We start from the raw sequence: 24,199 nt of genomic DNA on the forward strand, positions 1-24,199 counted from the left end.
CTTTTCTCCTTCAGAGCATCACGTCGCCGGAATTCGGTCCGAGCGTCTGGCCGACGAAGAGGCTCGCTGCCGGCGACGCCAGGAACGCCACGGTCGCGGCCACTTCTTCCGGCTCGCCAAAGCGGCCGAGCGGCAATTCGCGCTTCTTGCGTTCGCGCCATTCTTCGGAAAGACCGAGCACCAGCGGCGTGTTGATCGGTCCGGGCGCCACAGCATTGACGCGCACACCACGGCTTGAGACCTCGCGGGCGAGCGCCTTGGTCATGCCGATGATCGCGGCCTTGGCGCCTGAATAATGAACAAGCTCGATGCCGCCGATCTGCCCGAGCTGAGAGGCGATGTTGACGATGACGCCCTCGCGGCGCGCCAGCATCGACGGTAGGACGGCCTTGGTCATCAGGAAGGTGCCTCGCACATGCACCGCAAACATCCGGTCGAAATCCGCAAGTTCGAGGTTTTCGAATGCCGCCTGATGCGCGATGCCGGCATTGTTGACGAGAAGGGCGACGTCGCCATGTGAAGCCTTTGCAGCGGCATGGATCGCCGCCACATCCTCGGGACTAGCAACGTCGCCGGCGATCGCGGTCGCCGCACCGCCCGCCTTGTTGATCTCCGAGGCGACTGCTTCGGCTCGCTCAACTGAGAGGTCATTGACCAGAACGGCATAACCATCGGCACCGAGGCGCAGCGCAATGGCGCGGCCGATACCGGAGCCTGCACCTGTAACAATCGCGGAAACCTTCTGCGTCATCATGCGTCCTCCTGAATGCGGACACGCTTGGCGCGTCGCACCGACAGGCCCATCAGGATCGCGTAAGTGCCAAGGAGCGCGAAGGAAAACAGCGTGGTCAGGACGCCGAAGGCAAAGACGTTCGGATGCACCTCGACGGAGAAGGTGCCATAGATGGCAAGCGGCAAGGTAAGCTCGCGGCCGGAGGCGAACAGGGTGCGCGAGAACTCGTCATAGGAGAGCGTGAAGGCAAACAGCATGGCCGAGAGCACGCCCGGGAAGATCAGCGGGAACGTGACCTTGCGGAAGGTGCGTACCGGGGTAACGCCGAGCGACCACGAGGCTTCCTCCATGCTCGGATCGAACCTGTTGAAGATCGCGAGCATGACCAGGAAGGCAAAGGGGAAGGTGTAGACGACATGCAGGACGAAGGCGGTGCTCCACCAGTGCCGGTCGATGCCGAAAGCATTGGCGACGAGCGCCATGCCGAGGCCGACCAGCACGCCCGGCACCATCATGCCGAGAACGATCAGGTAGAAGGCGACGCCCGAGCCGCGGAACTTGCGGCGAAAGGCCTGGGCGGACATGACGCCGAGCACGGTCGAGACGATCATGGTCATCAGCGCCAGTAAAAGCGAGCGGATCAGCGCCTGATCGATCGGCAGGGGCGCGATGCGCGAAGGCGGCGTCAGACCGAACAGATGCCGATACCAATAGGTCGACCATTCGATGATCGGAAATTGCGGACCGCCCTCCGGACCGGTCTGAAACGACAGGATCGCCAGAACCACTAGGGGTCCGTAGAGGAAGATCAAAAAGAGGGTCGTATAGACGCCCAGGCCGAGCTTGATGCCGCCAGCATTCATGATCAAAGCTCCTTTCTGAGGTCGACGACCTTGAGCAGGGCTGCGACGACAGCACCCATGATGATTGTCAGAACGACGCCGGCGACCGCGGCGAAGGCCCATTTCAACGAGCCGACCTGGGTGACGATGATATTGCCGAGCAGATTGACCTTGCGGCCGGATAGGGCGGCGGACGTTGCGAATTCGCCGAGAACCATGACGGAGACGAAAATCGCGCCGACCACCACGCCGGGCATCGAAAGCGGCAGGATGATGGTGCGGAAGATGCGCCAGAAGCCCGCGCCAAGATCCTGGGCCGCTTCGATAACCGACGCGTCGATACGGCCCATCATGAAGGCGATCGGCCCGACCATGAACACGCAGTAGATCTGCGTCATGCCGATGATGACGGATAGCTCCGAAAACAACAGCACCTCGATCGGTTGCCGAATGACGCCCAGATTCATCAGGATCATGTTGATCGCACCCTCGGTCCCGAGCATCGGCCGCCAGGCAAGCACGCGGATCAGGAAGGAGGTCCAGAACGGGATGACGCAGAGCACAAGAAGCACGGTCTGCAACGTCTTGTTCTTGACTAGGAGGCCAACGAAAAGCGCCGCCGGATAGCCGACGACGAGTGTCGATACCAGCACCAGCAGCCAGATGCGGATGGTTGTCCAAAGCGCGCCGAGATAGGTGGCGCTCGTCAGGAAGGTGATCCAGCTCTGCAAGGTCAGCGTCGGCTCGATCTTGAAGGTCGTTTGCGTCCAAAAGGAAACATAGACCATCATCAGGATGGGCAGCACGAGGAAGGCGACCATCCAGATCATGCCCGGGGCCAGGAGCCAGAGCGTCTTCTTCGATTTCCGGCGCACGGTTGGGCTTTCCTGCACGGCTTCCTCGCTTGTCGCGACCATGGTCATATCTCGCTCTCCTTGGAGGGTCCGGAAGGTTTCGAAGGGCTCACATCAGCCGAAAACCCCACATCAACCGAAGACAAGGGCATCCTCCTTCTTCCAGACGAGCGCATAGCGGTCCTTCTCGACAAAGACCGGCGGACGGGCGTGGCTCAGATGGGATTCGACTTCGAAGACGTGGCCGCCATCGAGCGCAAAGAAGGAATTGACCGCCGCCCCGGAATATTCGCTGGCGATGAAATCGGCCTCGATACCCACCTCGTCATCCGAGAGAGCCGCGCCGCGAAGACGGATCGACACGCGATCGTAGCGGATCGCGTAGGCCGGCTGCGGCGCTTTTCTGCGCGATCCATTCAAAGGAAAGCGGCCGGCCGGCCCGACGAAAGCATCCTCGACGACATCGCCGGCAAAGAGGTTGTAGCAGTTGAGAAAGCGGGCAACCGAAGCGGTGGCCGGACGATTATAGACCACATCGGAAGCGGCGGCCTGGGCGATGCGGCCGCGATCAAGCACAAGCACCAAGTCCCCCATCGCCAGGGCCTCGGATTCGCTGCCTGTCACATGGAGGAAGGCCACACCGCAGCGCTCGCGGATGGTCTTGAGTTCGTTGCGCATGCGGCCGCGCAGATTGGCATCGAGTGCGCCCAACGGCTCGTCCAGCAGCACCATCTTCGGCTCGGTCACCAGCGTGCGTGCCAAGGCGACGCGCTGGCGCTGGCCGCCGGAAATCTGCGTGACCGCACGATCGTCAAATCCCTTGAGACCGACCAGCGACAGCATGTCCTGAACCCGCTTTGCCAAGGCGCGCGGATCGGTCACGGGATCGACCTTGCGGTTGCGCAAGCCGAAAGCGACGTTTTCGGCGACGGAAAGATGCGGGAACAGAGCGAAGTTCTGAAAGACGAAGCCGATACCGCGGTCATGCGGCTCCACGCCATCAAGCCGCTTGCCGTGAAAGAGGATCGAACCGGCATCCGGCTCCTCGAAGCCGGCGATGACGCGCAGCAGCGTCGTCTTGCCGGAGCCGCTCGGACCGAGCAGCGAGACATAGGCGTTGTCGGGCAAAGAGAAATCCACCCTGTCCAGCGCGGCTGACGCGCCATAGGACTTGGTGACTTGGCTGAGCTGAAGAACGGTCGACACCGATTTCCTACCAGTTTCCAGGCAAGGACCATCCTTCAGGCAAAGCACCGCCATCGCCGGAATCGCATCGATCCGGACACCAAACGTCGGTCTGCACTCGCGCATGATCACATGCGCGTCAAAGAGATGTTCCTTGGCGTTTCAAAGAGTTCCACCTGCGGCGCTTCTGACGAGCGCCTTGATGTTGAGAGCATTACATAAATGATTTTTGTATTCAATAGACTTTTTTCTAAAAGCCGGATCTTAAAATTGATAAATTGCACCTGAAGAAAAGCGAAAGACATAAAGGCTGCAACCATTGCGTAAACTCGACAGAGAAACGCCTATAGCAAGCACCGATCGCGGCACTCACGCTCGATAGTCATTCAGCAAAAAGCACGTCTCGCGACCATGATCACCGACTGATGTCGCAACGTAGTCAATCAAAATCGCGATTTAAAAACATATTTTGTATTCAATATTCATTTATTTTTGCGCTATGTTGGCGCAACAAAACGCGTAAGAGTGAGGCATCAGAACGACGTGAGTCCATTGCATCAGATGACCGAAGACCGTGCGCGCCCCAATGCGCAAAAGCGCTACGAGATCGCCGAGGATGTTCTGCGCAGCAACATCGAAGACCATACGCTGCCGCAAGGCGTGGTGCTGCTCGAAGGTCCGATCGCCGATATTCTGCAGATCTCGCGCGCGCCCGTGCAGCGGGCATTGCAGACGCTGGAAAGCGAAGGCCTGGTGCATCGCTTCGACGGACGCGGCTATCTCGTCGGCCCCGCCGGCCGGGGCATCGAGCCGAACCGCACCGATATCAAGACGCTCGGCCTGACCATCCCGCGCCATGCCGACGAGGCTTTGCAGAGCCGCTCCTCCTGGGAGCGCATCTATAATACCGTCGAGGCAGACGTCGCCGGCTGTGTCGTCTTCGGCCAGTATCGCATCATCGAGATCGAACTTGCCGACCACTTCAATGTCAGCCGCACCGTCGTGCGGGACGTGCTGACCCGTCTGCGTGAACGCGGTCTCGTGCGCAAAAACCAGTCGTCCCACTGGATCGCCGGCCCGCTGACGGCGCAGATGATCAAGGATCATTACGGTCTGCGCGGCATGCTGGAACCGCAGGCCCTGGTCGCCGGCGCCGGTCGGGTCGACCGGGAACGGCTGAACGGCCTGTTTCTGCGCCTTAGCGATCTCGAGCGGCGCGAGGCGGCCGATCATCTGGCAGCGCAGGAAACCATCCATGCCGACTTCATCGATATCTGCATCCTCGCGACGCCGAACGAACGGCTGAAAGAATCCATACGCAACAACCTGCTTCCTGTCACGGCAACGGAACGATTGCTGCGGCGGCTTGGCCTGCCCGGCGACCCCGCCATCATCACGGAGCTGCGTCTGATCGTGGAACTGCTGCTGCGGGGCGCCGTGAAGGCGGCGGCGGCGATGATGGAGAGCCATCTCGAGGCTTCCGTTAACCGGACGATCGCGCAAATGAAGATCGTCGCTATCATCCCCGGCCCCGGCGTGACGGCCGCCTATCTGACCCGCGTTCTCGAGTGAGACACGGTCGACCCCGATCGCATTGCATCTGTTCGGGAAGCCTGGGATCGGGAAGGCGGCCATTCGTTACCCCTCTAAGCCAGAGCGGCGCGAAGGCGCGCAAGCAACGCCTGCCCGTCCGCCCGCGCCGCCAATGCTTGATCCATGGTAACTTCCACGAACTGCGTCGGCATATGCGGCTGCAATTGCGCGATGAGATCCATATCGGCTGAGATCACCGTTCCCAGCATGAAATAGCCGCCGCCGGAGACGGCATCGCGATGCAGGATGATCGGCTCTGTCCCGCCCGGCACCTGGATTGAGCCATAGGGATAGCAGCTATCGACGATATTGGAGGGGTCCGAGCCCGCGCCGAATGGCTGCTTGCGCTCCACGAATTCGAGCTTGCGGCCGCCGCGGAAGCGATAGCCCATGCGATCGGCCTCCGGCGCCACCTTCCACTGATCGGCAAAGAAGTTGCTCTTTGTCTCCTTAGTCAGCCGATCCCAATAGAGCCCAGGCAAGACCCTGAGCTCTGCCGGCGTGTCGGGTTTGCGGCGCAACTCTTCCGGAACGGACCGACCCGCGCTTGCCATCGAGCCCGGACCGACGGGAAGCTCATCTCCGGCAGCAATGGCCCTGCCGTTCAGGCCGCCCAGCGCACCGATCGCATAAGTCGAGCGACTGCCCAAAGCTTCGGGAACATCGATGCCGCCCGACACCGCAATGCAGATCCGTGCCCCGGATTTCAGAAAGTCGAAGCTTACCGTCTGCCCCGCCTTCACCTTGAGCGCGGTCCATCCCGGCTGCAGCTCGCCATCGATCCTGACCGGCATGTCGGCGCCGGTGACCGCAATCAGGGCATCGTCCAGAAATTCGAGCTTCGGACCCATGAAGACAGCTTCGAGCCCGGCTGCGCCCTCGTCATTGCCGACAAGAAGATTTGCCGCCCGCATGGCATAGCGATCCATGGCACCGCCGACGGGAATGCCGAGATGGAAATAGCCCGGCCGTCCGAGATCCTGAATGGTGGTGGAAAGGCCGTGATGAAGAACCTTAATGGCCATATAGCGCGCCCTCCAGCTTGGCGTTGTATCCGTCGATATCGGCCTGGTATTGCCTAAGATCGAAACTGACCTCACGGATCGGCGGAGCGAAGCGACCCTTGTCGACATCCTCGACCGCCTGGTCATAGCCGTCACGATCGATAGGCCGGAATTTCACGATGTCGCCGGGGCGAAAGAACACCATGAAATCGCGCAGGTAGCTCGTCGATTGCGAGGGGTCGAATATCGGCATCGGCGTGATGCCGAACATCTGATAGCCGCCTGCCCCGCGCACCGAATAGATGCAGCCGAAGCAGCCGCCATGTCCCACAGTCAGCCGCGGCGTATCGGTGCGCGGGCGCAGATATTTCGGCACCTCGATCTGCCGCTGCCGCTCCACCATCTGATACATGAACGGCAATCCGGCGACGAAGCCGACCATGGAGACGAACCATGGCGATCCGGCATGCGCCGAGATGAAATCCTTCACCGCGTCATAGCCGTTGATCCTGGCGGCATAGTCGAGATCGGTGCCGGTCGGCTCCTGATGCCGCTCGCGGAAGCGCATCAGCGTCTCATGCGTCCAGGGATCATTGTAGAAGACCGGGATCTCGACGATACGGGTTGTGATGACCGGCTCCGCCTTCTCGGCCGCGCCCTCGATTGCCTTGACCTCGCGCAAGAGATCGTCCGGCTTGATCAGATCCGGATCGAACTTGATCTGGAAGGACGCGTTGGCGGGGCAGATTTCGGTGACACCCCTAATCGCGCTCTCGCGCACGCCTTTGGCCATCGACAGGCTCTTGAAGAAGGCTTCGAGCGACATCTCGTCGCTGCATTCGACGAAAAGATGCTCGTCACCTCCGAACGTAAAGCGAGCTGGCATCAGGCAACCTCCGCGGCTATGCCGTTAACCGCGGAAAAATCGGTCTCCAGCCAGGATTCGAGAAAACGCGTGTGGAATGCACCCTTGCGCACCGACGGATCGCGGGCGAGCGCCAGGTGCAAAGGGATCGTCGTCGGCAAGCCTTCGATCGTCAGATTGGAAAGGGCGCTCGCCAGCCTGTCGAGGCAGGTATTGCGATCCTCGGCCCAGACGATCAGCTTGCCGAGCAGGGAGTCGTAGAAGGGCGGCACGGTATAGCCGGCATAAAGCATCGTATCGAAACGGATGCCCTCGCCCTCGGGAATCGAAAGCCGCGTCACAGTGCCCGGTGCCGGCAGAAAGCTTTTGGCCGGGTCCTCAGCATTGATCCGGCACTCGATGGCGTGACCACGCGCCCGAATATCGGATTGCGACAGTGACAAAGGAGCGCCGCCCGCGACCTTGAACATCTCCTGCACCAGATCGATGCCGGTAATCATCTCCGTCACCGGATGCTCGACCTGGATGCGCGTGTTCACCTCGATAAAATAGAACTGCCTGCTATGCTCGTCGTAGAGATATTCGACCGTCCCTGCGCCGCGATAGCCAACCTCCGCCGCAAGGGCCACGGCGCTGGCGCAAAGGCGCTGCCTGATATCATCGGGCAGCAGGAAGGCCTGCGCTTCCTCCCAAACCTTCTGGCGACGACGCTGCAACGAGCATTCGCGCTCGAAGCAATGCACAAAATTCTGCCCATCGCCAAAGATCTGCACCTCGATGTGGCGAGCGCGGGTGATGACCTTCTCCATGTAGAGGCCGCCATCTCCGAAAGCAGCAGCCGCCTCCGCCGAGGCCAGCGGAAACTGTTCCCTGAGTTCAGCAAGCGATTGGACGATGCGGATGCCGCGCCCACCGCCGCCGGCTGCGGCCTTGATCATGACCGGAAAGCCAGTGCTCTCAGCAATCGCCTCGGCGGCACCGATATCGGCAACACGGCCGTCGCTGCCAGGCACCGTCGGCACGCCAGCGCGTGCAGCAATCGCGCGCGCGGCCACCTTGTCGCCAAGCAGCCGGATCGCCTCGCCGCTCGGCCCGATGAAGATCATGCCGGCCTTCTCGACGGCATCGGCAAAATCTCCGTTTTCGGACAGGAACCCATATCCCGGATGCACGGCATCGACGCCTGCCGACCGAGCCGCCGAAACGATGGCTTCAACGTTCAGATAGGATTTCTTCGGAGCCGGCGAGCCGATATTGATCGCCTCGTCCGCCAACTTCACGGCAAGCATATCGGCGTCGGCGGCGCTATGGACCTGCACGGTGCGAATGCCGAGCGCCTTGGCAGCCTTTATGATCCTGACGGCGATTTCACCGCGATTGGCGACCAGAACGGAGCGGATCGTCATGGGTCCACCTCCGCGATGATCTGACCGGCCATGACAGGCTCTTCGTTGTCGACGAGGAAGGTGATGTTCTTGCCATCGAGCCCGGCCGGTATTTGCTGAAAGGTCTTCATGACCTCGATGAGGCCGATCGTGTCGTCTGCGGCAACGGCATCGCCATCAGCCTTGAACGGCGGCAGGTCTGGAGAGGAGGCCCTATAGAAAGTTCCCGGAAGGGGTGATCTGATCTCAAGCTTGCTCATGGGACCTCCGCGCTGCGTCGTTGTTCAAAATCTGCGAAACGGGCGCAATTCTGATGCCCTCAGCAATGAGGGCCTCGCGCATATGACGCACGATATCGAGCGCACCCAAAGTATCGGAATGAAAACAGATGGAATCGAAAGCGATCGGTATATCCGCACCGTTGATGGTGCGGACAACGCCCTCGGTACAGGCTCTTACGACCTTGCGGGCGATCGCCTTGGGATCGGGACGACCGGCATCCCGGGTAAAAACGATCCAGCCCGTGTCACCGTAGTCGCGATCGGCATAGAACTCGCGGACGATAGGCTGGCCGGCTTCCTGCGCGGCAAGGCAGGTTGCCGAGCCATCCATGCAGAAAACAAACATGTTCGGCGCCACGGTGCGCATATATTGGATGAAGATCTGCGAAAGATCGGGGTTTGCCGCCAGTTCCATGTAGAGGGCGCCATGCGGCTTTACATGCTGCACGGGCACACCGTAGCGCCTGGCAAATTCCCGCAGCGCGCCGACCTGATAGATGAGATCATTGACGATCTCGCGGCTTGTGCCATTAATCTTCCGCCGTCCGAAACCCTGGAGATCGTTATAGCCAGGATGGGCACCGACGCCGACGCCATGAGCGGCCGCCATCCGCACGGTTTCATCCATCAGATTGGGATCGCCCGCGTGAAAGCCGGTGGCGATATTCGCCGAGCTGACGAGCGAGATAAGTTCCTCGTCATGCGCATCGCCGATCCGCCATCGGCCGAAGGCCTCCCCCATGTCGCAATTGATATCGACAGCTTCCTTCAAATGCCTTCCCTCGCACTTGCGTCCCGCTCAGGACCGATGTCAAAACGCTAGAGGCAAAGATGGCCTTTGAAAAATACAATTTTCAAAGTCTCAATATCTGATAAATTGATATCAGTGCTCAAAATTGCGCCAGAAAATATTAATTAATATCAATAGCATACAAAATTTGCGCAAGATTTATCGGAAATCAGCTCGTTTTAGATCCACGAAATCTAAAACATCGAAGCTGTTTTCAGATAAATAGATGGGAAGAGCTTCATGAGTCTCAGTCTACGGCAGCTTCGCTATTTCGTTGCGACAGCCGAATATGGACAGATTTCGCATGCGGCGGTCAGCCTTTCGATCTCGCAGTCTGCCGTCACGGCGGCAATCAAGGATCTCGAACTGACGGTCGGCGTGTCGCTGTTCAACCGCACGCCACAGGGCATGGAGCTGACCACGGCCGGCCGGCAATTCCTGTCCCATGCCTATGAGATTCTGGCAAAGGTCGATGAAGCGACCCATCTCAATCTGGTCAGCAGCGATATCGAGGGGGAGCTCGTCGTTGCCGCCACTTATACCGTCATCGGCTATTTCCTGCCGCTGCATATCGAGCGCATCCGCCGCCTCTATCCGAAACTGAAAATCCAGCTCTACGAGGTTAATCGCGAGTCGATCGAAGAAGGGCTTCTGACTAATCGCTATGATATCTCGGTGTTGCTGACATCGAACATTCTCAATCCGATGCTGACGACCGAGACACTTCTGAGCTCGGTCAGACGCCTCTGGCTTCCGGCCGGCCACGACCTGCAGCGGCGCGACGGCATAGGCCTGCGTGAAATCGCCGAGGAGCCCTACATCATGCTGACGGTTGATGAAGCAGCCCACTCTTCGCTGAGATACTGGAGCAGAAGCCCCTATCAACCGAAGGTGCTTTTGCGGACCAGCTCGATCGAAGCAGTGAGATCAATGGTGGCGAACGGTCTCGGCGTCGCCATTTTGTCGGACATGGTGCACCGTCCCTGGTCGCTCGAGGGACGGCGGATCGAGACTGTGAACATCCAGGACCCGGTTCCGCCTATGGATGTGGGGCTTGCCTGGCGCGCCAATGTCGAATTCAGCCAGCCTATGCTCGCCTTCAGGCGCTATTTCCAGCAGGCCTACAGCCTGCCGGGCACGAATTCCTGATCCGATAGGAGCATCCGTATCAACCTTATTGAACCAGCACAGGCTGCGTGCACCTCGCGTCGGTAACGCTCACGTCGGCTTGCCCGATTCCGAGACCGAGGAGGCCGAGAAGGCCGTACAGAACCTGATCGAGCGGCGCGGTCACGACCGTTAGCGTATCGGCAACGGCTGACAGCACCCCCGACGGCGTTCCAATGGTCAAGATGAGCAATTGGATGGTGATGGTTGCGTTTTTCAGGAGCGACGAGACCGTGGATGTCAGGACGGTACTCGTTGAAACCGTCTTGATCGTGCCTGCCGAAATCTCCGAAGGCTGAAAGTTCAATCGCGTCGGGCTCATATTGGCGATATCGACCTGCGCACTCGCGATCACCTTGAGAAGAAGGGAATCGATGATCGCAGCCGGCGTTACCCGCGGCTCGGAGCCGAAGTTTACGAAGGCGGACGTGTTGACGTCGCCCAGATCCACCTCGGCAACACCGGGCACCGCGTCTATCCCGACGACCGCGTTCGGCATGGAGCCGCCGACACAGGTGATCGAGGCAAGCTTGGCTTCCGCGGGAGCAAGCTCGATATAGAGCGGCACCCTGAGCTTCAGCCCCGCAATCAGGGACAGGCCGGTGACGGCGACTTCGAGTGCGGCACGGACCTGCGGCGTGCGAACGATCGTACCCGGAGCACCCACGGCAAGGGCCGGCGTCTGCTGGGACATCTCCCCGATCGCCAGCGTCAGCTTTGCCGTCGCGACGCCGGGCAATGCGGCCCCGAGATCGAGCGCGATCTGCTTTTGCTGGTTGGCAGCCATTGCGGTGGCCGAGATTAGATCCAGCACGTTCATATTGGCCGTCAGATTGGGGGAGGTGCCGACGATATTGCTCCCCAGAGGACCGAGATTGACGATATCCTGCAACTTGACGGTCAGTTGCGTGGTGCCGAGCGTCTTGCCGAGATTGTTGATGATAGTGACGACGCCGCTCGAAAGACCGGTCGATTTGCCGAGTGCACCAAGAATCTTGTCATAGGTGACATCGGTCGCCAGAAGCTGGTTGTAGCTTACGCCGGTAAGCTTGAGATCCGTCGCAAGCAGATTGAGGTAACTCAAAAGATTGACGTTCGCACTGATGAGCGACTGGTAATCGGCGACCTTCAGGGAGATCTGCGTTCCCAGCAACGTGCCGAGGAGCTGGTTCAGAATGCCGCCATTGAGGCTCGCAAGCCGCGATCCCACTGAAAAGGCGGCCAGGCGCTCGCTGGATGCGGTGCCCGTCGCGCTCAGAGTCGGCGGTGTGGCGAAGGCGGAAGCGAAAGGCATCACCGCCTTTTGGGTCAATGTCACCTTGACGGAATCATACGGCGAGGTTCCCGTCGAGGAGAAGCGGTTTGTAAGCGGGACCGATGTGTCCGCCGTGTAAGTGCCGAGCACCAGATTGGCCATGGTCTCATATTGACTAGAGTTGGCTATGGCTGCGCTGACGAGCCCGTTGCTCGTCATATAGCTGCTGCCGGAGGCGACCGCCGCGGTGGTGCCATTGCTTTGGAGATTGTTCAAAAGTGCGGTCTGTGCATTTGCGATATCGGAGGCAGCCGATATCGCGCCGATGTCGCTCAACTGCTGCAGGCGCCGCTGTTGCAGTGTCATCATGCCGTAATCGATGCCGAGGCCAAGACAATAGAGGATCAGGGGCGAGACGAGCGCAGTCGTGACGGCGACGTTTCCCCGCCGGTCTCGCAGAGAGGCGAAACGACCGAGAAACCGCTGCATCAGAGACCTCCCAGACGAATGGTCGAATAGCGGCGGATGGTTTGATCCGGCATCGCGAACGTGTAGAGATTCCAGATCGGCAGAGCCGACGCGTCATAGCTGGCGCTGACCGTGAACTGGTTGGCATTGGTCGGGTCGGTGGCGACGGTTATCGTCAATTTGCTCTTGTCTATGAAAGCGTCGTTGATCGTCGAATTGGTGACGAAGCTCTGAACCAGCTGGCTTCGCTCGTCCGCCGATAGGCCGGCGATTGCCGTGCGGGCAGCATCGGCCGTCAATTGCTGCAGCGAATGAGCGGCGGTGAGATAGATGGCAAAGGCAACGAGTGTGAGAAGCAGAAGGAAAAAAAGCGGCGCAATGAGAGCGAATTCGACTGCGGCGGCGCCCTCTTTCTCCCTGTTGAAATGAGAAACACGATACATGGTCCTGTCTCCTTCAATCGACCTTCATCTGCGCGATGACGGTCGAGGAGACCTTAGGCTTCGGGCGTTAATTTTATATTTCTAAATAAGATACTTTCTAATATTATTTATATCTTAAAGATGTCGAATACTTGACGAAATCACCATTCCACTGGGGAATATCTTTCTTGGCGAAATCCCGGGCATGAGAAGCTTGCCAAACCGAATATTGGCACCATGACCTCCTATTTGCAGTCGATGGAAATCCTTCCTTTCCAACCGCTGCCTCTCGCCCGCGCCACGCATTCGAAGGTGCCGACCTGCTCGCTGCCCAGATCGGCAGCAGACATCTACTTTTTCTTCGGCACCTGATCCCAGCCGCCCTGGATGTTTCTCACGAAACGGCGGTTTCCTTTGTAATAGGTGACGGCGCCTGTCCGATCCACCTTGATAGACGTCGGCGGCAATTGCGTCGCCGCTTTCAGCCGCTCGACCATGTCAAGCGCCTCTTGCCTCTTTCCAGCGCGGATCAGGGCCATCAGTTTCGACTCCTGTTTCATCCTCTATACTCCCGTTGATGGAGGTCTAAGGGCGGGCAGAACTTGCGACTCGTCAGTCCAATTTGCATATCGATCACCCCACACGGCGTTGCATGAGCAGCGAACGCAGGGCCACGGCCACCACGCAAACGCTGGAAACAAGGAAGATTGCGCCCGACATCGCATAGATCGTCGGCGAGGCGCCGGAATTCATCTTGCCGAACAGCACCACCGGCAACGTGTTTTGGCGGCCGGCCAGATAGAAGGCGCGCGTAAACTCGTTGAGCGATAGCAGGAACGAAAAGATGAAAGCGCTGATGAGGCCTGGCCGGATCAACGGCAGGGTAATATCCCAGAACTGCCGGAAGCGGCCGGCACCGAGATCGTCCGCCGCCATCAAATAGGTCCGCTTGACCGCGGCAAAGCTTGTCAGGATGACGATGAAGGCGAAGGGCATCGCCCATAGAAGATGGCCGGCAATGACCGTCAAAGCCGATGCCTTCACGCCGGCGCGGCTGATGACCGTCGATAACGCCAGCCCCTGGATGACGCCCGGCACGAACATCGGCAGCAGGACGGTCAAAAACCACAGGCTGCGTCCGCGGTGAAGCTCGCGATGCGCCAACGCCGCGCCGAGCGACAGCAGCGTCGCAATGACAGCCGTCGCAAGCGCAATGACAATCGACTGGCCGAGCGCGGCGACGAGCGCGCTTTCCGAACCGAGAGCGAGGTACCATTTCAGGGTGATGTCGGAAAAATGCGGTAGCCCCGGCTGCAGCGCCGGGTTGAACGAGACGCCCAGTAGATAAAGCGGCGGCGCATAGATCACGATGAGGCCGAATATGGTCAGCGTCCAGATGACGATGCGCGGCGTCGTTCCTTCCCTGACGATCATTGGCCACGCTCCTCGAACAGCGAAGAGAGGCCGAACAGGGCATCTCCGATCAGCACCAGCCCGAAGACGATGACGAGCATCAGCGTCGAGATCGCAAAGGCGAGCGGAAAATTGGCGACGCGCATGACGTCGTTGATCATCACTGAAACGATCGAGGCACCAGCACCGCCAAGCATCTGTACCTCCGTCGAGGAGCCCGCAACCATGACGAAGACGAACAGGAAACCGGCAAAGACGCCGGAATAGGTCAGCGGCAGCAAGACGGTACGCACCATCGTCCAGAAACCCGCTCCAAGATCACGCGATGCCGCCAGCGCGATCGGATCGACGCGGCGCATGGAAAGCAGGATAGGGAAGGTTGCAAACGGCAGATAGGAAGCGACCAGCCCGACGATCACGGCGAAATCGCTGAACAGCAGCCAGTCGAGCGGCGCATCGGTGATGCCGGCCTGCTGGAGAAGCGTGTTGATGACGCCCGTGCGGCCAAGCAGCAACCGCCAGGAGAAGGAGCGAATGAGATAGGAGGTGAAAAACGGAATCGTAAGAAGGGCCGCGAGCACGACAGACAGGGTGCGCCCAGCCAGAAAATACATCGCATAGGCGGTGGGATAGGCGATGACGAGGCAGATGGCCGATGCCAGAAACGCCTTGCCGAGGGTAGACAGGAACACGCTCCAGCGCCCCGCCTCCAGAATGGCGCCATAGGCAGCGAGGCTGAACTCCGGCTTGATCCAGTAGGTGGCAGAGTCCCAGGCGCAGAAGCTCCAGACAACGACGAGAACGAGCGGCGCAAGGCCAAGCGCGAGGATCGCCGCAAGCGGAGCTGTCAGCAATAGAACTGGTGTCTTCATGGTCTAATCCTCCCTCTCTTGGCGTTGATCCCATCGGCTCGGGGCCGGCCTGTCCTTCGACAGATGCGCCAGCCCCGGTCCATCGCGTTACATCAGGCGTTGCGCAGCTTCTGCCACCACTCCTCGTAGAGTTGGAAGTTGTCCGGGCGGCAATTCTGCCAGTAGACCTTTCCGGAGAATTTGGCCTTCACATGGTCGGCGAGCTTGGCGACGTCGTCGGCCTTGTACTCGTCTGGATGAGCCTTGGCGTAAGCGAGGTTGTTGTCGGTCGGCACGAGATAGCCGCGCGCCTTACCCAGTTCGCAGCCATAGAGGCCGGCAAGCAGCGCATCGACGAATTTGTGGGCGACATCAGCCTTGCCGCGCTCCGTGGCACCCTTGAGCAGCACCGTGTTGTTGCCCCAGCCTTCGTAGCCTTCGACGGGAGCCGCATATTCGACCTGAAGACCGCGCTTGCGGCCTTCATAGACGATCGGCTCCCAGCCGGTCATGGCGTCGACTTCTTCGTTCGCTACCAGCTGCACGCCCTGTTCCCAGCCATTCCAGAAGGTTCGGAACTGGCCGTCCTTCTTGTGCTTGATCAGGAACTCCATGACGAGGCCGAGCTCGGACTCCGTCAGATTGCCCGGCTCCTTGATCGGCTTGTTCTCAGCTTCCTTGAGATAGATGGCGGTGAAGATGGCGCTGTTGATCCACGCGTCTTCCATCGCCACCCGGCCTTTCAGCTTCGGATCGAAGATGACGCCGTAGCTGTCGACCTTACCGAGCTTGTCGGGACGATAGATGATGGAGTCTGCGTTGACGACGGTAGGAATGCCGTACTGCTTGCCCTCATAGGTCAAGGTCGGGATATCCTTGGCCCATTGCCAGATGCCGGCGAAATTCGAGATCTTGGAAACGTCCCAGGGGGCAATAAGCCCCTGCTTGGCGAGCTCGCGTTCGGCGCCGCCCTGAAAGCCACCGACATCGAAGAGATCATTGGCATTGCCGGCGGCAAGGCGCGCGACCACCGGGCCGACATCGTTGCCGTTGTCGGTGAACTCAGGCGAAACGCCACTCTGGCGGGTAAATTCCTGCCATTTGTCGCCGATATCGAGCGTGGCGGTGCCCCAGAATGCAACCGTTGCGTCATCAGCCATGGCGCGCGTGGCGGAAAGCCCACCGACGGAGAGTGCGGCTGCACCCGCACCCATCAGCTTAAGCATGTCACGGCGCTGCATGTTACTCCTCAAGGCGGAGGAGACGAGATTATTGCTTTTGGTCATCGTGTCATTCCCTTCCCTCATTTTTCGCTTGTGTCAGCTATTCGGGTTTTACTCATCGCCTCCAGCCAGAGCCGGTATTCCGGAACGATCGATCAGGAGCGCGGCGCCCGGCTTTAAACACACGCGCACGCTTTCGCCCGGCAAGGGCGGAGTTGCGTCCGCGCTAGTTGTTAACACCACGCGCTGGCTGTCGGCGAAAGCGAGCGTAACGTCATGGCTGAGTCCGCGATAGATGCTTTCGACAACCTTAAGTTCAATTATTTCGGTGGCCTCTTCGGCAGCCGGGACCAGTTCAATTCGGTCTGGGCGGATTGCGACGAGCGCATCGGACGGTGGCGCCGCTCCGGAGAAGCTCGCACCGATGCGCTGTCCAGCAATCGTAACGAGAGTCTTGCCGCCCACAATCGAAATGCTTTCGGGCTTCAGGAGCGTATCGATGCCGACGAAACGGGCAACGAAGGCATTGGCTGGCGCCTCGAAGAAGCGCGACGGCACGTCGGTCTGTTCGATCCGCCCCTTGTGCATGACCGCCATACGGTCGGAAAGGCTGAGCGCCTCGTCCTGATTGTGGGTGACCAGAATGAAGGTCGCTCCGGTACGCTTGTGAAGGCGACCGAATTCGTCGCGCATCTGCTGGCGCAGCCGCTCATCAAGCCCGGTCAGGGGTTCGTCGAGCAAAAGGATGCCCGGCTCCATGACGAGCGCGCGTGCCAGCGCAACGCGCTGGCGCTGGCCACCAGAGAGAAGATTGACGTCGCGATCCGCAAAGCCCGACAGCTCGACAAGGTCCAATGCGCCATCGACTTTGCTCTTCAACGCGCCGCCCGAAAGCCCGCGCAATTTCAGGCCGTAACCGACATTCTGGGCCACATTCATATGCGGAAAGAGCCCGAGCGACTGGAAGACGGTATTCACCGGCCGGCGATTGGCCGGGACATCAGCCATATCCTTCCCGTCGAAAAGCACACGGCCCGAAGTCGGCTTGTCGAAGCCGCCGATCAGCTTCAGCAGAGAACTCTTGCCGCAACCGGATGAGCCGAGCAGCGTAAAGAACTCCCCTGCCCTAATGTCGAGCGTCACGTCATCGACGGCGCGCGTCGGCCCGTAATTTCTGACGATATGGTCGAGACCGATCGCTATCGCCATACTAGACGCTTCCCCCATCACATTCGCGGATGAGCAGCAAGCCCTCGTCGCTCACTTCCAGCTCCTGCCCGGCAACCACCAGCGACGTTGCGGTCGCTTCTTCGATGATGAGAGGGCCAACAATTTTCTCGGAAGACGGCAGCCGCGTGCGTTCATAGACGGGGCACGACACCCAACCGGTCACCCTGCCGAAATAGACTTCACGCCGCCCCTTGAAGGCGGCATCCAACGATCGCCCGCCGCGATCGAGTTTCGGAATAGCGATGACCGGACCGTGGAGCACCGCCTCCAGATGGATCATCGTGATTTCGACCGGCGAACTGGGCAGGCAGAAGGTATAGGCGCGCTCATGGGCGGCATGGAAGCGTTCCGCAAAGCTTCCGGCATCATCCTCCATTTCGAAGAGGGCGAAGACGCCGTGCTCCTGTCCGCGATAGCGGGCTTCGACGCGGCAGACGTAGCGGATCTCAGCCGCGTCACCCTTGGAGAAATATTTGACCGCCTCACGCTTCAGTTCGTCAAAACGACGCTTCAGATTGCTGATGGCTTCCGAACCAAGGGGAGAGAACCACGTGCTGCGAAAATCGGCTCGCGGCTCTGCCGCCAGCATTCCCCAGGCCGAAAAGATACCGGGATGCGGCGGCACCACGGTCATCTTCACGCCGAGATCACGCCCGAGGCGCGCAGCAAGCGCAGGTCCCGCGCCCCCGGAAATGACGAAGGCAGCGTCGCGCGGATCGTGCCCGCGCTGGACGGTTACCAGCTTCAGCGCATTGATCATCGACGCATGGGCGATCTCGACGATCGCGAGCGCCGCATCCTCGACCGATAGCCCCATGGGCTTGGCAACCGTCGCGATTGCCGCGGCCGCCTTGGACTTGTCGAGCTGCATCTGGCCGCCGGCAAAGCTTGCCGGATCGAAAATACCGAGTGTCAGCAATGCGTCGGAAAGCGTCGGCTTGGTCCCACCGCGGCCGTAGCACGCCGGTCCCGGTGTCGAGCCCGCGCTCTCCGGGCCGACGCAGAGCGCGCCGCGCTCGTCGATACGGGCGATGGAACCACCACCGGCGCCGATCTCAACGATATCGACCACCGGCACCTGCACCGGATAGCCGGGAGCGATGCGGGTGTGCTCGAGCTTGTATTCGCTGTCGAGCGTCGGGCGGCTGTCATGGATCAGTGAGCATTTCGCCGTCGTGCCGCCGACATCGAGCGACAGCACTTCGGATTCGCCAAGCACGGTGCCGATGCGAGCCGCACCCGCCACGCCGCCGGCCGGACCGGATTCGACCAATGTCAGCGGACTCATCTGCGCCTGATCGAAGGTGGAGATGCCACCGTTCGACTGCATGGCGTAATAAGGGCATGTGAGATCGCGCTCGGTCAGCGCGCTTTCAAGCCGCGCAAAGTAGCGCCGGATGATCGGCTGGACATAGGCGTTGAGCACCGCCGTATTGGAACGCTCATATTCCCGCCATTGACGGGAGACCTCATGGCTGGCGCAGACCGTGACATCCGGCAACGCTTCGGCGATCGCCTTGGCGCAGGCGATCTCATGCTCAGGATTGGCGTAGCTGTGAAGGAAGATGACGGCGACAGCCTCCACCTTGCGAGCGCGGCATTCGCGGATAATCGGCTCGATGTCGCCAAGCTCAATGGGCGTCAGCACCCGCCCCTTGGCGTCCATACGCTCGCGTACCTCGAAGCGCAGGCTTCGGGGCACGAAGGCTTCCGGGCTCTTGAACTGGAGATTGTAGAGATCGGGGCGATTGCCGCGGCCGATTTCCAGCACATCGCGAAAGCCTGCAGTCGTCACGAGCGCCGTGCGGACGCCCTTTCGTTCCGTGATCGCATTGATGACCGTCGTTCCACCATGGGCGAAAAAGATCACGTCACGGGTCGAAAGCCCGTCCTTCTTCTCGGCAAGTTCGATCGCCGTCAGCACGCCCTCGGACTGATCGTGAACGGTCGTCAGGCTCTTGGCGGTAAAGATCTCGCCCGTGCGCTCATCATAACCGACGAGGTCGGTAAAGGTACCGCCTACATCCGTCGCCAGTCTGATCATGACGCCATACCCTCTTCATATCCATAGAGGCTGCGCGCCACCTCGCTGGTGATGTAGCCGTCTTCGACATCGCGGCGGACCTGTTCCGGCTCGCGAGCACGCGGATCGCCCCAGCCGCCACCGCCGCCGGTGATGATCCGCACGAGATCGCCGCGCTTCAGCCCGATATGCGGCTCGCGGCCAAAATCACTGACTTTTCCGCCGTTCTCTTCCACCTGCAGAAGATTGATACTGCCGGATTTGCCGCCTTCTATACCCCAGGGAGGCGTGTCCGTTCGTCCGAAGCTGCAATAGGCCGACGCGCCGTCGCCCAGAACTTCGTAGTCACGGATGACACCAAAACCGCCACGGCGGCGGCCGGCGCCCGATCCTCCTTCGACGTTCAGCGCATAGCGGCGCACGAGCAACGGAAAGCGCGCCTCGATCACTTCGACCGAGTAATTGTAGGTATCGCCATCGGTAAGTGCGATCAGCGCATTGGCGCCATCGCCGTCCCTGCTCGCACCCCAGCCGCCGTGCTGCGGCTCGATGTGGATGAATGGCTGTCCCGCCTCATCCTTGCCAGCGACATAGACGACGCAGAGGCTCGTATAGGAACCGGCGGAAAAGCGCTCAGGCATAAGCTTGGCAAGCGCCTTCCAGACGAGTTCGGAAGCATGCACCGAGCCCTCATAATACCAGCCTGTCGGCGACGGCTTCTCGGCGGTGAAGACCGAACCTTTCGGCGCAATGACGGAGAGCGGCCGGAACCAACCCTCGTTGGATGGTGCCTGCGGCGCGACCAATGCCTTGAAGATGGTGCGCACAGCCGACTGCAAAGCACCCGCCGCACAATTGATCGGGCCCGCGACGGCCGGTGGACAACCGGTGAAATCCGCCGTCAGGCGATCTCCATCAATCGTAACAGCCACTTTGACGGAGATAGGATCGGTGGTGACGCCATCCCCATCGATAATATCTTCCGCTTCATAGGTGCCGTCGGGCAATGCGGCGATGGCGGCGCGGGCCTGCTTCTCGCTGACCGACAGGAGGTGATAGAATGCGGCTTCGACGACATCGATGCCGTATTTGCGCGCAAGTTCGCCCATGCGGCGAGCAGCGACACGGACGGTCGCCACCTGCGCCGTGAGATCGCCGATCGCGACTTCGGGCAGACGGACATTCTCGCGGATGATGCGCAAGACCTCACCCGAGAAGCGATCGCTGCGCACCACCTTCACGCCGGGCAGCCTCAGGCCTTCCTGGAAGACCGAGGTGGCATTGGGCGCAAGCGAGCCCGGAACCGAACCCCCGACATCGAGATAATGGGCGACATTGATGGCATAGGCCAGAATCCGACCGTCGAAGAAGATCGGCTTGACGATGGCGAAGTCGCAGGCATGTGTGCCGCCGGAATAGGGATCATTGGTGAGCAGGATGTCACCATCTTCCAGGTCATCACCGTAGAGTGCGATCAACGACTTGACCTGAGTGCCGAAGGTGCCGGTAAACAGGGTGATGCCGTTCATCTGCGCCACCAGCTCACCTTCACGGGTGAGGAGACCACAGGCGAAATCAAGCACCTCATAGATCACAGGGCTCATCGAGGTCCTGGCCATGACCACGCCCATCTCATCGACGGTGGCTGCCAGCTTGCCCTCGATAATCTCCTGCGTCACCGGATCGACGACGATCACGAATCTACCCCTCATTATTATATTCGCACGAGTGCAGATTAGGTGTTTTTTCGTCCATCGATAGCCTTCCCGATGGGTGGGCGGCGGCGCCAAAACCTACCCGAACGGGTGGGTTACCGATCAAGCATGCCCTTTTGGCGTGCTGCCGTCACGGCCGCGGTCCGCGTCGAGACGTTGAGCTTCGCAAAGATATTGCGCAGGTGAAACTTGATCGTATTGTCGGACAAGGCCAGCATCCGGCCGATTTCCTTGTTGGAAAGCCCCGAACTCAGCAACTCCAGCACCATGCGTTCCCGGCCGGTAAAGGCATAGCCACCATCATCGACGGCTGGTTCCTGCACCGTCTCCCCGCTCATGAGCAGAGACTGGAGACGCTTTCGAGGAACGTTTGCAACCGTTGGATGATTGGCGAGTGCGCGAAGTTCCCCGAGTCCTGCGGAGTGATCGAGATGAAGCAGCGCCCGGTAGTCGTCGAGGGGCGTCGTCAACACGAGATCGGAAAGGCTGGCGGCAGCGAGATCCGCGCGGCCTTCCGCCAGAAGAATCCCAATTTCGATGAGAGCAAGCTCGATTGCGCGCGGGACATGCGGGCGTTGCGCCTGACGCATCTTGAACTGATCAAAGACCTCGCGCGCCTTGGCCTGCTCGCCAAGGGCCAGGTAGGCGCGAGTCCAGAAGATCGCCGGCGTCGTTCCGCGCAGATGGATGGCCAACGTATTGGCGCGATCTGAAACGATTGCCTGCATGCCGAAACCATTGGCCTCGGCATGGCGGATTGCCTGATCGAGATCGCCCGATGCCATGAGCAGCATGGCACGCTCGCCGTCGATCAACCGTGTGAGCCGATCGAAGCCACGCCGCCGCGCCACGGCGCGAATGCGATCCATGGCCGCGTGGGCGGCAAGCAAATCCTCACGCATCCGCAGGACCCGTTGCTCGGCCATGAAGCCAGCGGCCAGAAGGTCGAACCAGGTATCGTGAAGCTCAAGATGAGGCAGCGCCCATCCGAGCATCTCTGCCGCTGTCTCCGCGTCGCCGCGCATCGATAGAACCTCGGCCTTCAACACCTGGCCGACGGCATCGAGATCGCTGCCCGGACCGATATTCGTCTGCGCTTCGCAGATCAGCTCTTCATAGGCCGACAGCGCGCTCGCACAATCGCCGGAGAGAAAGAAGGCCTGGCCGATATGGGTATAGAGGTGCATGGCACCAAAATCGGCACCACCGTCGCGAAAAGCGCGAATGGCCAGATGCCCGTAGTGCAGTGCCCGGTCAAGCTCGCTGCGGATCAGGAAATTGTAGGAAAGCATATTGAGCGCCAGCGCCCGATGAATGAGTTCCATTCCATCCGGCTGGCGCAAATCGTCTTCAAGCGCGGAAAGATCGGCCGCCGTCGCCCAGTGATCCGTATAAAGCGCCAGAAGGATGCGCACGACGCGCAGATCCTTTGCCAAGGTCGGATCTGCAGCCGTGGCCCGCTCAGCGATGACAATATAATGGTTGGCAGCAGCCAGATGCGCCGCCTTTGCGTTGAAGATCGAGAGCCCAAGTGTGGCAAGCGGAAAGCGGACAAGATCGATTTCCGAGGCACGTCCGCTCAAGGCCTGAAAGAGCGTCGCGCCGCCGCGGGTCGTGGCATAGACGCGCCGCCAGCCGCCGGCGGTCTCGACGATGCGCGCCGCAAGATTGGCGTCGCCTGCCGAAAGTGCATGATGTACAGCCCGATCTATGTCGCCGTGAGCTTCGAACCAGTGGGCCGCACGATTGAGCGCAAGATTGGCATCGACACCCCTGCGACTGGCTGTCTTCTTGAGAAACTCGTTGAAGACCGGATGAAACCGCATCCAGTTGCCGGGGCCTGCCAGCAATGTGACCGGAAGCGCGTAGTCGGCCAGCCTTTCGCTGAGATCCGCCTGCTCTTTGCTTTCCAGCACGGCCTCGAGCAACGAACGATTGAAGGCCGGAAGCGCTGCCGTGCCAATGAGAAACTGGCGTATGTCTTCGGGCAGATGCTCGAACACCTGCTCCGACAGATAAGAGCCCATATCAGCGCCGCCGCCGTCGAAAGAGGCCAGAATACTGTCGCTCTCCTCCGATTCCGATAGGAGCAGGCTCACCATCTGCAGCGCGACAGCCCAGCCTTCGGTCCGGCGATTGAAAGAGCCGACCTGTTCTTCCGTCAGATGGGTGCCCTTGCCCGAGAAAAGCTCTCCCGCTTCGGCATCGGTAAAGCCGAGCTCGGCAACGCCGAACTGCTTGAACTCGCCACGCAACCGCAGTGCCGAGAGCGGAAAGCGCGGCGGGCTGCGGCTGACCAACACCAGCTTGACGTGTTCGAGCGAAAGATCCGCGATGATCTTCGCCATCAGCGCCTCGGTCGCATCCGTCTGGGCGAAATGATAGTCATCGAGAAAGACGACGAGTGGCCCTTCGATCTTGCGCAGACGCGTCGCCAGCACGGAAAGCAGTGCTGCCGCAGGCAGGTTGCCGGCATCCGCGCCATCCTCATGAAGCAGCGTCTGCAAGGCATCGATCAGCGCAAGCAGAAAGGCTTCCTGGTTGGTATGTTCGGCATCGAGCGACACCCAGCAAAGCTTGACACCATCCTCCTTCAGCAGCTGGTACCATTGGACGGCAAGGGAGGTCTTGCCGTAACCGGCAGGTGCGACAATGGTCGTCAAACGGCGCAATCCGGCCCGCCGGAGCTGCCGCAACAGGTCGCTACGTTTGATTGTTTGCTGCCCGCTCGACGGGGGAGCAAATCGATTCTGTCCACTCATGGGACGGGATGATGATGTCTTGGCAGGCAGTTTGCAACCCACGCGAAAACGTTTGCAAAGCCAGTTTTCCCCCGTCTTTCGGAAGAAAGCGTCTTACAGGCACTGGTTGACGCCTCAAAAAATTGCAACGGCGCGACT

The 24,199-nt window shown here is 60.3% G+C and carries 21 protein-coding genes; 2 read left to right on the forward strand and 19 right to left on the reverse strand.

Features of this window, described 5'->3' with window-relative positions; genetic code table 11:
- Positions 1–10: 10 nt before the first annotated feature.
- The 4 genes from ABOK31_RS21785 to ABOK31_RS21800 form a co-directional block, all read right to left on the reverse strand.
- A complete protein-coding gene (locus ABOK31_RS21785; protein WP_349961257.1) occupies positions 11–751 on the reverse strand; it encodes a glucose 1-dehydrogenase in 741 nt (246 codons plus the stop codon).
- Entirely contained in the window at positions 751–1,596 is an 846-nt protein-coding gene (locus tag ABOK31_RS21790; protein ID WP_349960757.1) for an ABC transporter permease, read from the reverse strand. The genes ABOK31_RS21785 and ABOK31_RS21790 overlap by 1 nt, the downstream gene beginning before the upstream one ends.
- A 2-nt stretch (positions 1,597–1,598) precedes the next feature.
- Complete coding sequence (locus tag ABOK31_RS21795; protein WP_349960759.1) at positions 1,599–2,498, reverse strand: ABC transporter permease; 900 nt, start codon at positions 2,496–2,498, stop codon at positions 1,599–1,601.
- Between the two features lie 63 nt (positions 2,499–2,561).
- Complete coding sequence (locus ABOK31_RS21800) at positions 2,562–3,635, reverse strand: ABC transporter ATP-binding protein (RefSeq protein WP_349960761.1); 1,074 nt, start codon at positions 3,633–3,635, stop codon at positions 2,562–2,564.
- 540 nt (positions 3,636–4,175) lie between these two features.
- Between ABOK31_RS21800 and ABOK31_RS21805 the strand changes: the two genes are divergently transcribed.
- The gene (locus tag ABOK31_RS21805) at positions 4,176–5,186 is read left to right on the forward strand and encodes a GntR family transcriptional regulator (protein WP_349960763.1); all 1,011 of its coding nucleotides are present in this window, start codon (positions 4,176–4,178) and stop codon (positions 5,184–5,186) included.
- A 74-nt stretch (positions 5,187–5,260) separates the two neighbouring features.
- Here the strand turns inward: ABOK31_RS21805 and ABOK31_RS21810 are convergent, their stop codons facing one another.
- Genes ABOK31_RS21810 through ABOK31_RS21830 form a run of 5 tightly spaced genes read right to left on the reverse strand, consistent with a single transcriptional unit; the run spans position 5,261 to position 9,514 of the window.
- Positions 5,261–6,232, reverse strand: a complete 972-nt coding sequence (locus tag ABOK31_RS21810) for a biotin-dependent carboxyltransferase family protein (protein WP_349960765.1) — start codon at positions 6,230–6,232, stop codon at positions 5,261–5,263.
- The gene (locus ABOK31_RS21815; protein ID WP_349960767.1) at positions 6,222–7,097 is read right to left on the reverse strand and encodes a carboxyltransferase domain-containing protein; all 876 of its coding nucleotides are present in this window, start codon (positions 7,095–7,097) and stop codon (positions 6,222–6,224) included. The genes ABOK31_RS21810 and ABOK31_RS21815 overlap by 11 nt, the downstream gene beginning before the upstream one ends.
- Positions 7,097–8,482, reverse strand: coding sequence for an acetyl-CoA carboxylase biotin carboxylase subunit (locus ABOK31_RS21820; protein WP_349960768.1), 1,386 nt, complete (start codon positions 8,480–8,482; stop codon positions 7,097–7,099). The genes ABOK31_RS21815 and ABOK31_RS21820 overlap by 1 nt, the downstream gene beginning before the upstream one ends.
- Entirely contained in the window at positions 8,479–8,721 is a 243-nt protein-coding gene (locus ABOK31_RS21825) for an acetyl-CoA carboxylase (protein ID WP_174181505.1), read from the reverse strand. The genes ABOK31_RS21820 and ABOK31_RS21825 overlap by 4 nt, the downstream gene beginning before the upstream one ends.
- Complete coding sequence (locus ABOK31_RS21830) at positions 8,708–9,514, reverse strand: 5-oxoprolinase subunit PxpA (RefSeq protein ID WP_174181507.1); 807 nt, start codon at positions 9,512–9,514, stop codon at positions 8,708–8,710. Before ABOK31_RS21830 ends, ABOK31_RS21825 begins: the two co-directional genes overlap by 14 nt.
- 258 nt (positions 9,515–9,772) lie before the next feature.
- On the opposite strand from ABOK31_RS21830, the gene ABOK31_RS21835 reads away from it, so the two are divergent.
- Positions 9,773–10,681, forward strand: a complete 909-nt coding sequence (locus tag ABOK31_RS21835) for a LysR family transcriptional regulator (protein ID WP_174181509.1) — start codon at positions 9,773–9,775, stop codon at positions 10,679–10,681.
- Positions 10,682–10,706: 25 nt separating this feature from the next.
- Here the strand turns inward: ABOK31_RS21835 and ABOK31_RS21840 are convergent, their stop codons facing one another.
- The 10 genes from ABOK31_RS21840 to ABOK31_RS21885 all read right to left on the reverse strand — a co-directional run bounded on the left by ABOK31_RS21840 (position 10,707) and on the right by ABOK31_RS21885 (position 23,962).
- A complete protein-coding gene (locus tag ABOK31_RS21840) occupies positions 10,707–12,443 on the reverse strand; it encodes a pilus assembly protein TadG-related protein (protein WP_174181512.1) in 1,737 nt (578 codons plus the stop codon).
- Positions 12,443–12,865, reverse strand: a complete 423-nt coding sequence (locus tag ABOK31_RS21845; protein ID WP_174181514.1) for a TadE/TadG family type IV pilus assembly protein — start codon at positions 12,863–12,865, stop codon at positions 12,443–12,445. Before ABOK31_RS21845 ends, ABOK31_RS21840 begins: the two co-directional genes overlap by 1 nt.
- Before the next feature lie 329 nt (positions 12,866–13,194).
- The gene (locus ABOK31_RS21850; RefSeq protein ID WP_174181516.1) at positions 13,195–13,404 is read right to left on the reverse strand and encodes a hypothetical protein; all 210 of its coding nucleotides are present in this window, start codon (positions 13,402–13,404) and stop codon (positions 13,195–13,197) included.
- A gap of 73 nt (positions 13,405–13,477) precedes the next feature.
- Positions 13,478–14,278, reverse strand: a complete 801-nt coding sequence (locus ABOK31_RS21855; protein WP_174181518.1) for an ABC transporter permease — start codon at positions 14,276–14,278, stop codon at positions 13,478–13,480.
- A complete protein-coding gene (locus tag ABOK31_RS21860; RefSeq protein ID WP_174181520.1) occupies positions 14,275–15,129 on the reverse strand; it encodes an ABC transporter permease in 855 nt (284 codons plus the stop codon). Before ABOK31_RS21860 ends, ABOK31_RS21855 begins: the two co-directional genes overlap by 4 nt.
- A gap of 92 nt (positions 15,130–15,221) precedes the next feature.
- Positions 15,222–16,394: a substrate-binding domain-containing protein gene (locus tag ABOK31_RS21865; protein ID WP_174181522.1), complete on the reverse strand. Its 1,173-nt coding sequence runs from the start codon at positions 16,392–16,394 to the stop codon at positions 15,222–15,224.
- 48 nt (positions 16,395–16,442) lie between these two features.
- The gene (locus ABOK31_RS21870; RefSeq protein ID WP_174181524.1) at positions 16,443–17,540 is read right to left on the reverse strand and encodes an ABC transporter ATP-binding protein; all 1,098 of its coding nucleotides are present in this window, start codon (positions 17,538–17,540) and stop codon (positions 16,443–16,445) included.
- Position 17,541: 1 nt separating this feature from the next.
- Positions 17,542–19,605, reverse strand: a complete 2,064-nt coding sequence (locus ABOK31_RS21875) for a hydantoinase/oxoprolinase family protein (protein WP_174181526.1) — start codon at positions 19,603–19,605, stop codon at positions 17,542–17,544.
- Positions 19,602–21,296, reverse strand: coding sequence for a hydantoinase B/oxoprolinase family protein (locus tag ABOK31_RS21880; protein WP_349960773.1), 1,695 nt, complete (start codon positions 21,294–21,296; stop codon positions 19,602–19,604). The genes ABOK31_RS21875 and ABOK31_RS21880 overlap by 4 nt, the downstream gene beginning before the upstream one ends.
- A gap of 98 nt (positions 21,297–21,394) precedes the next feature.
- The gene (locus tag ABOK31_RS21885) at positions 21,395–23,962 is read right to left on the reverse strand and encodes a LuxR C-terminal-related transcriptional regulator (protein ID WP_349960774.1); all 2,568 of its coding nucleotides are present in this window, start codon (positions 23,960–23,962) and stop codon (positions 21,395–21,397) included.
- Positions 23,963–24,199 lie beyond the last annotated feature (237 nt).

The sequence above is a fragment of the Rhizobium sp. ZPR4 genome (assembly GCF_040215725.1).
Classification (GTDB): Bacteria; Pseudomonadota; Alphaproteobacteria; order Rhizobiales; family Rhizobiaceae; genus Rhizobium; species Rhizobium rhizogenes_D.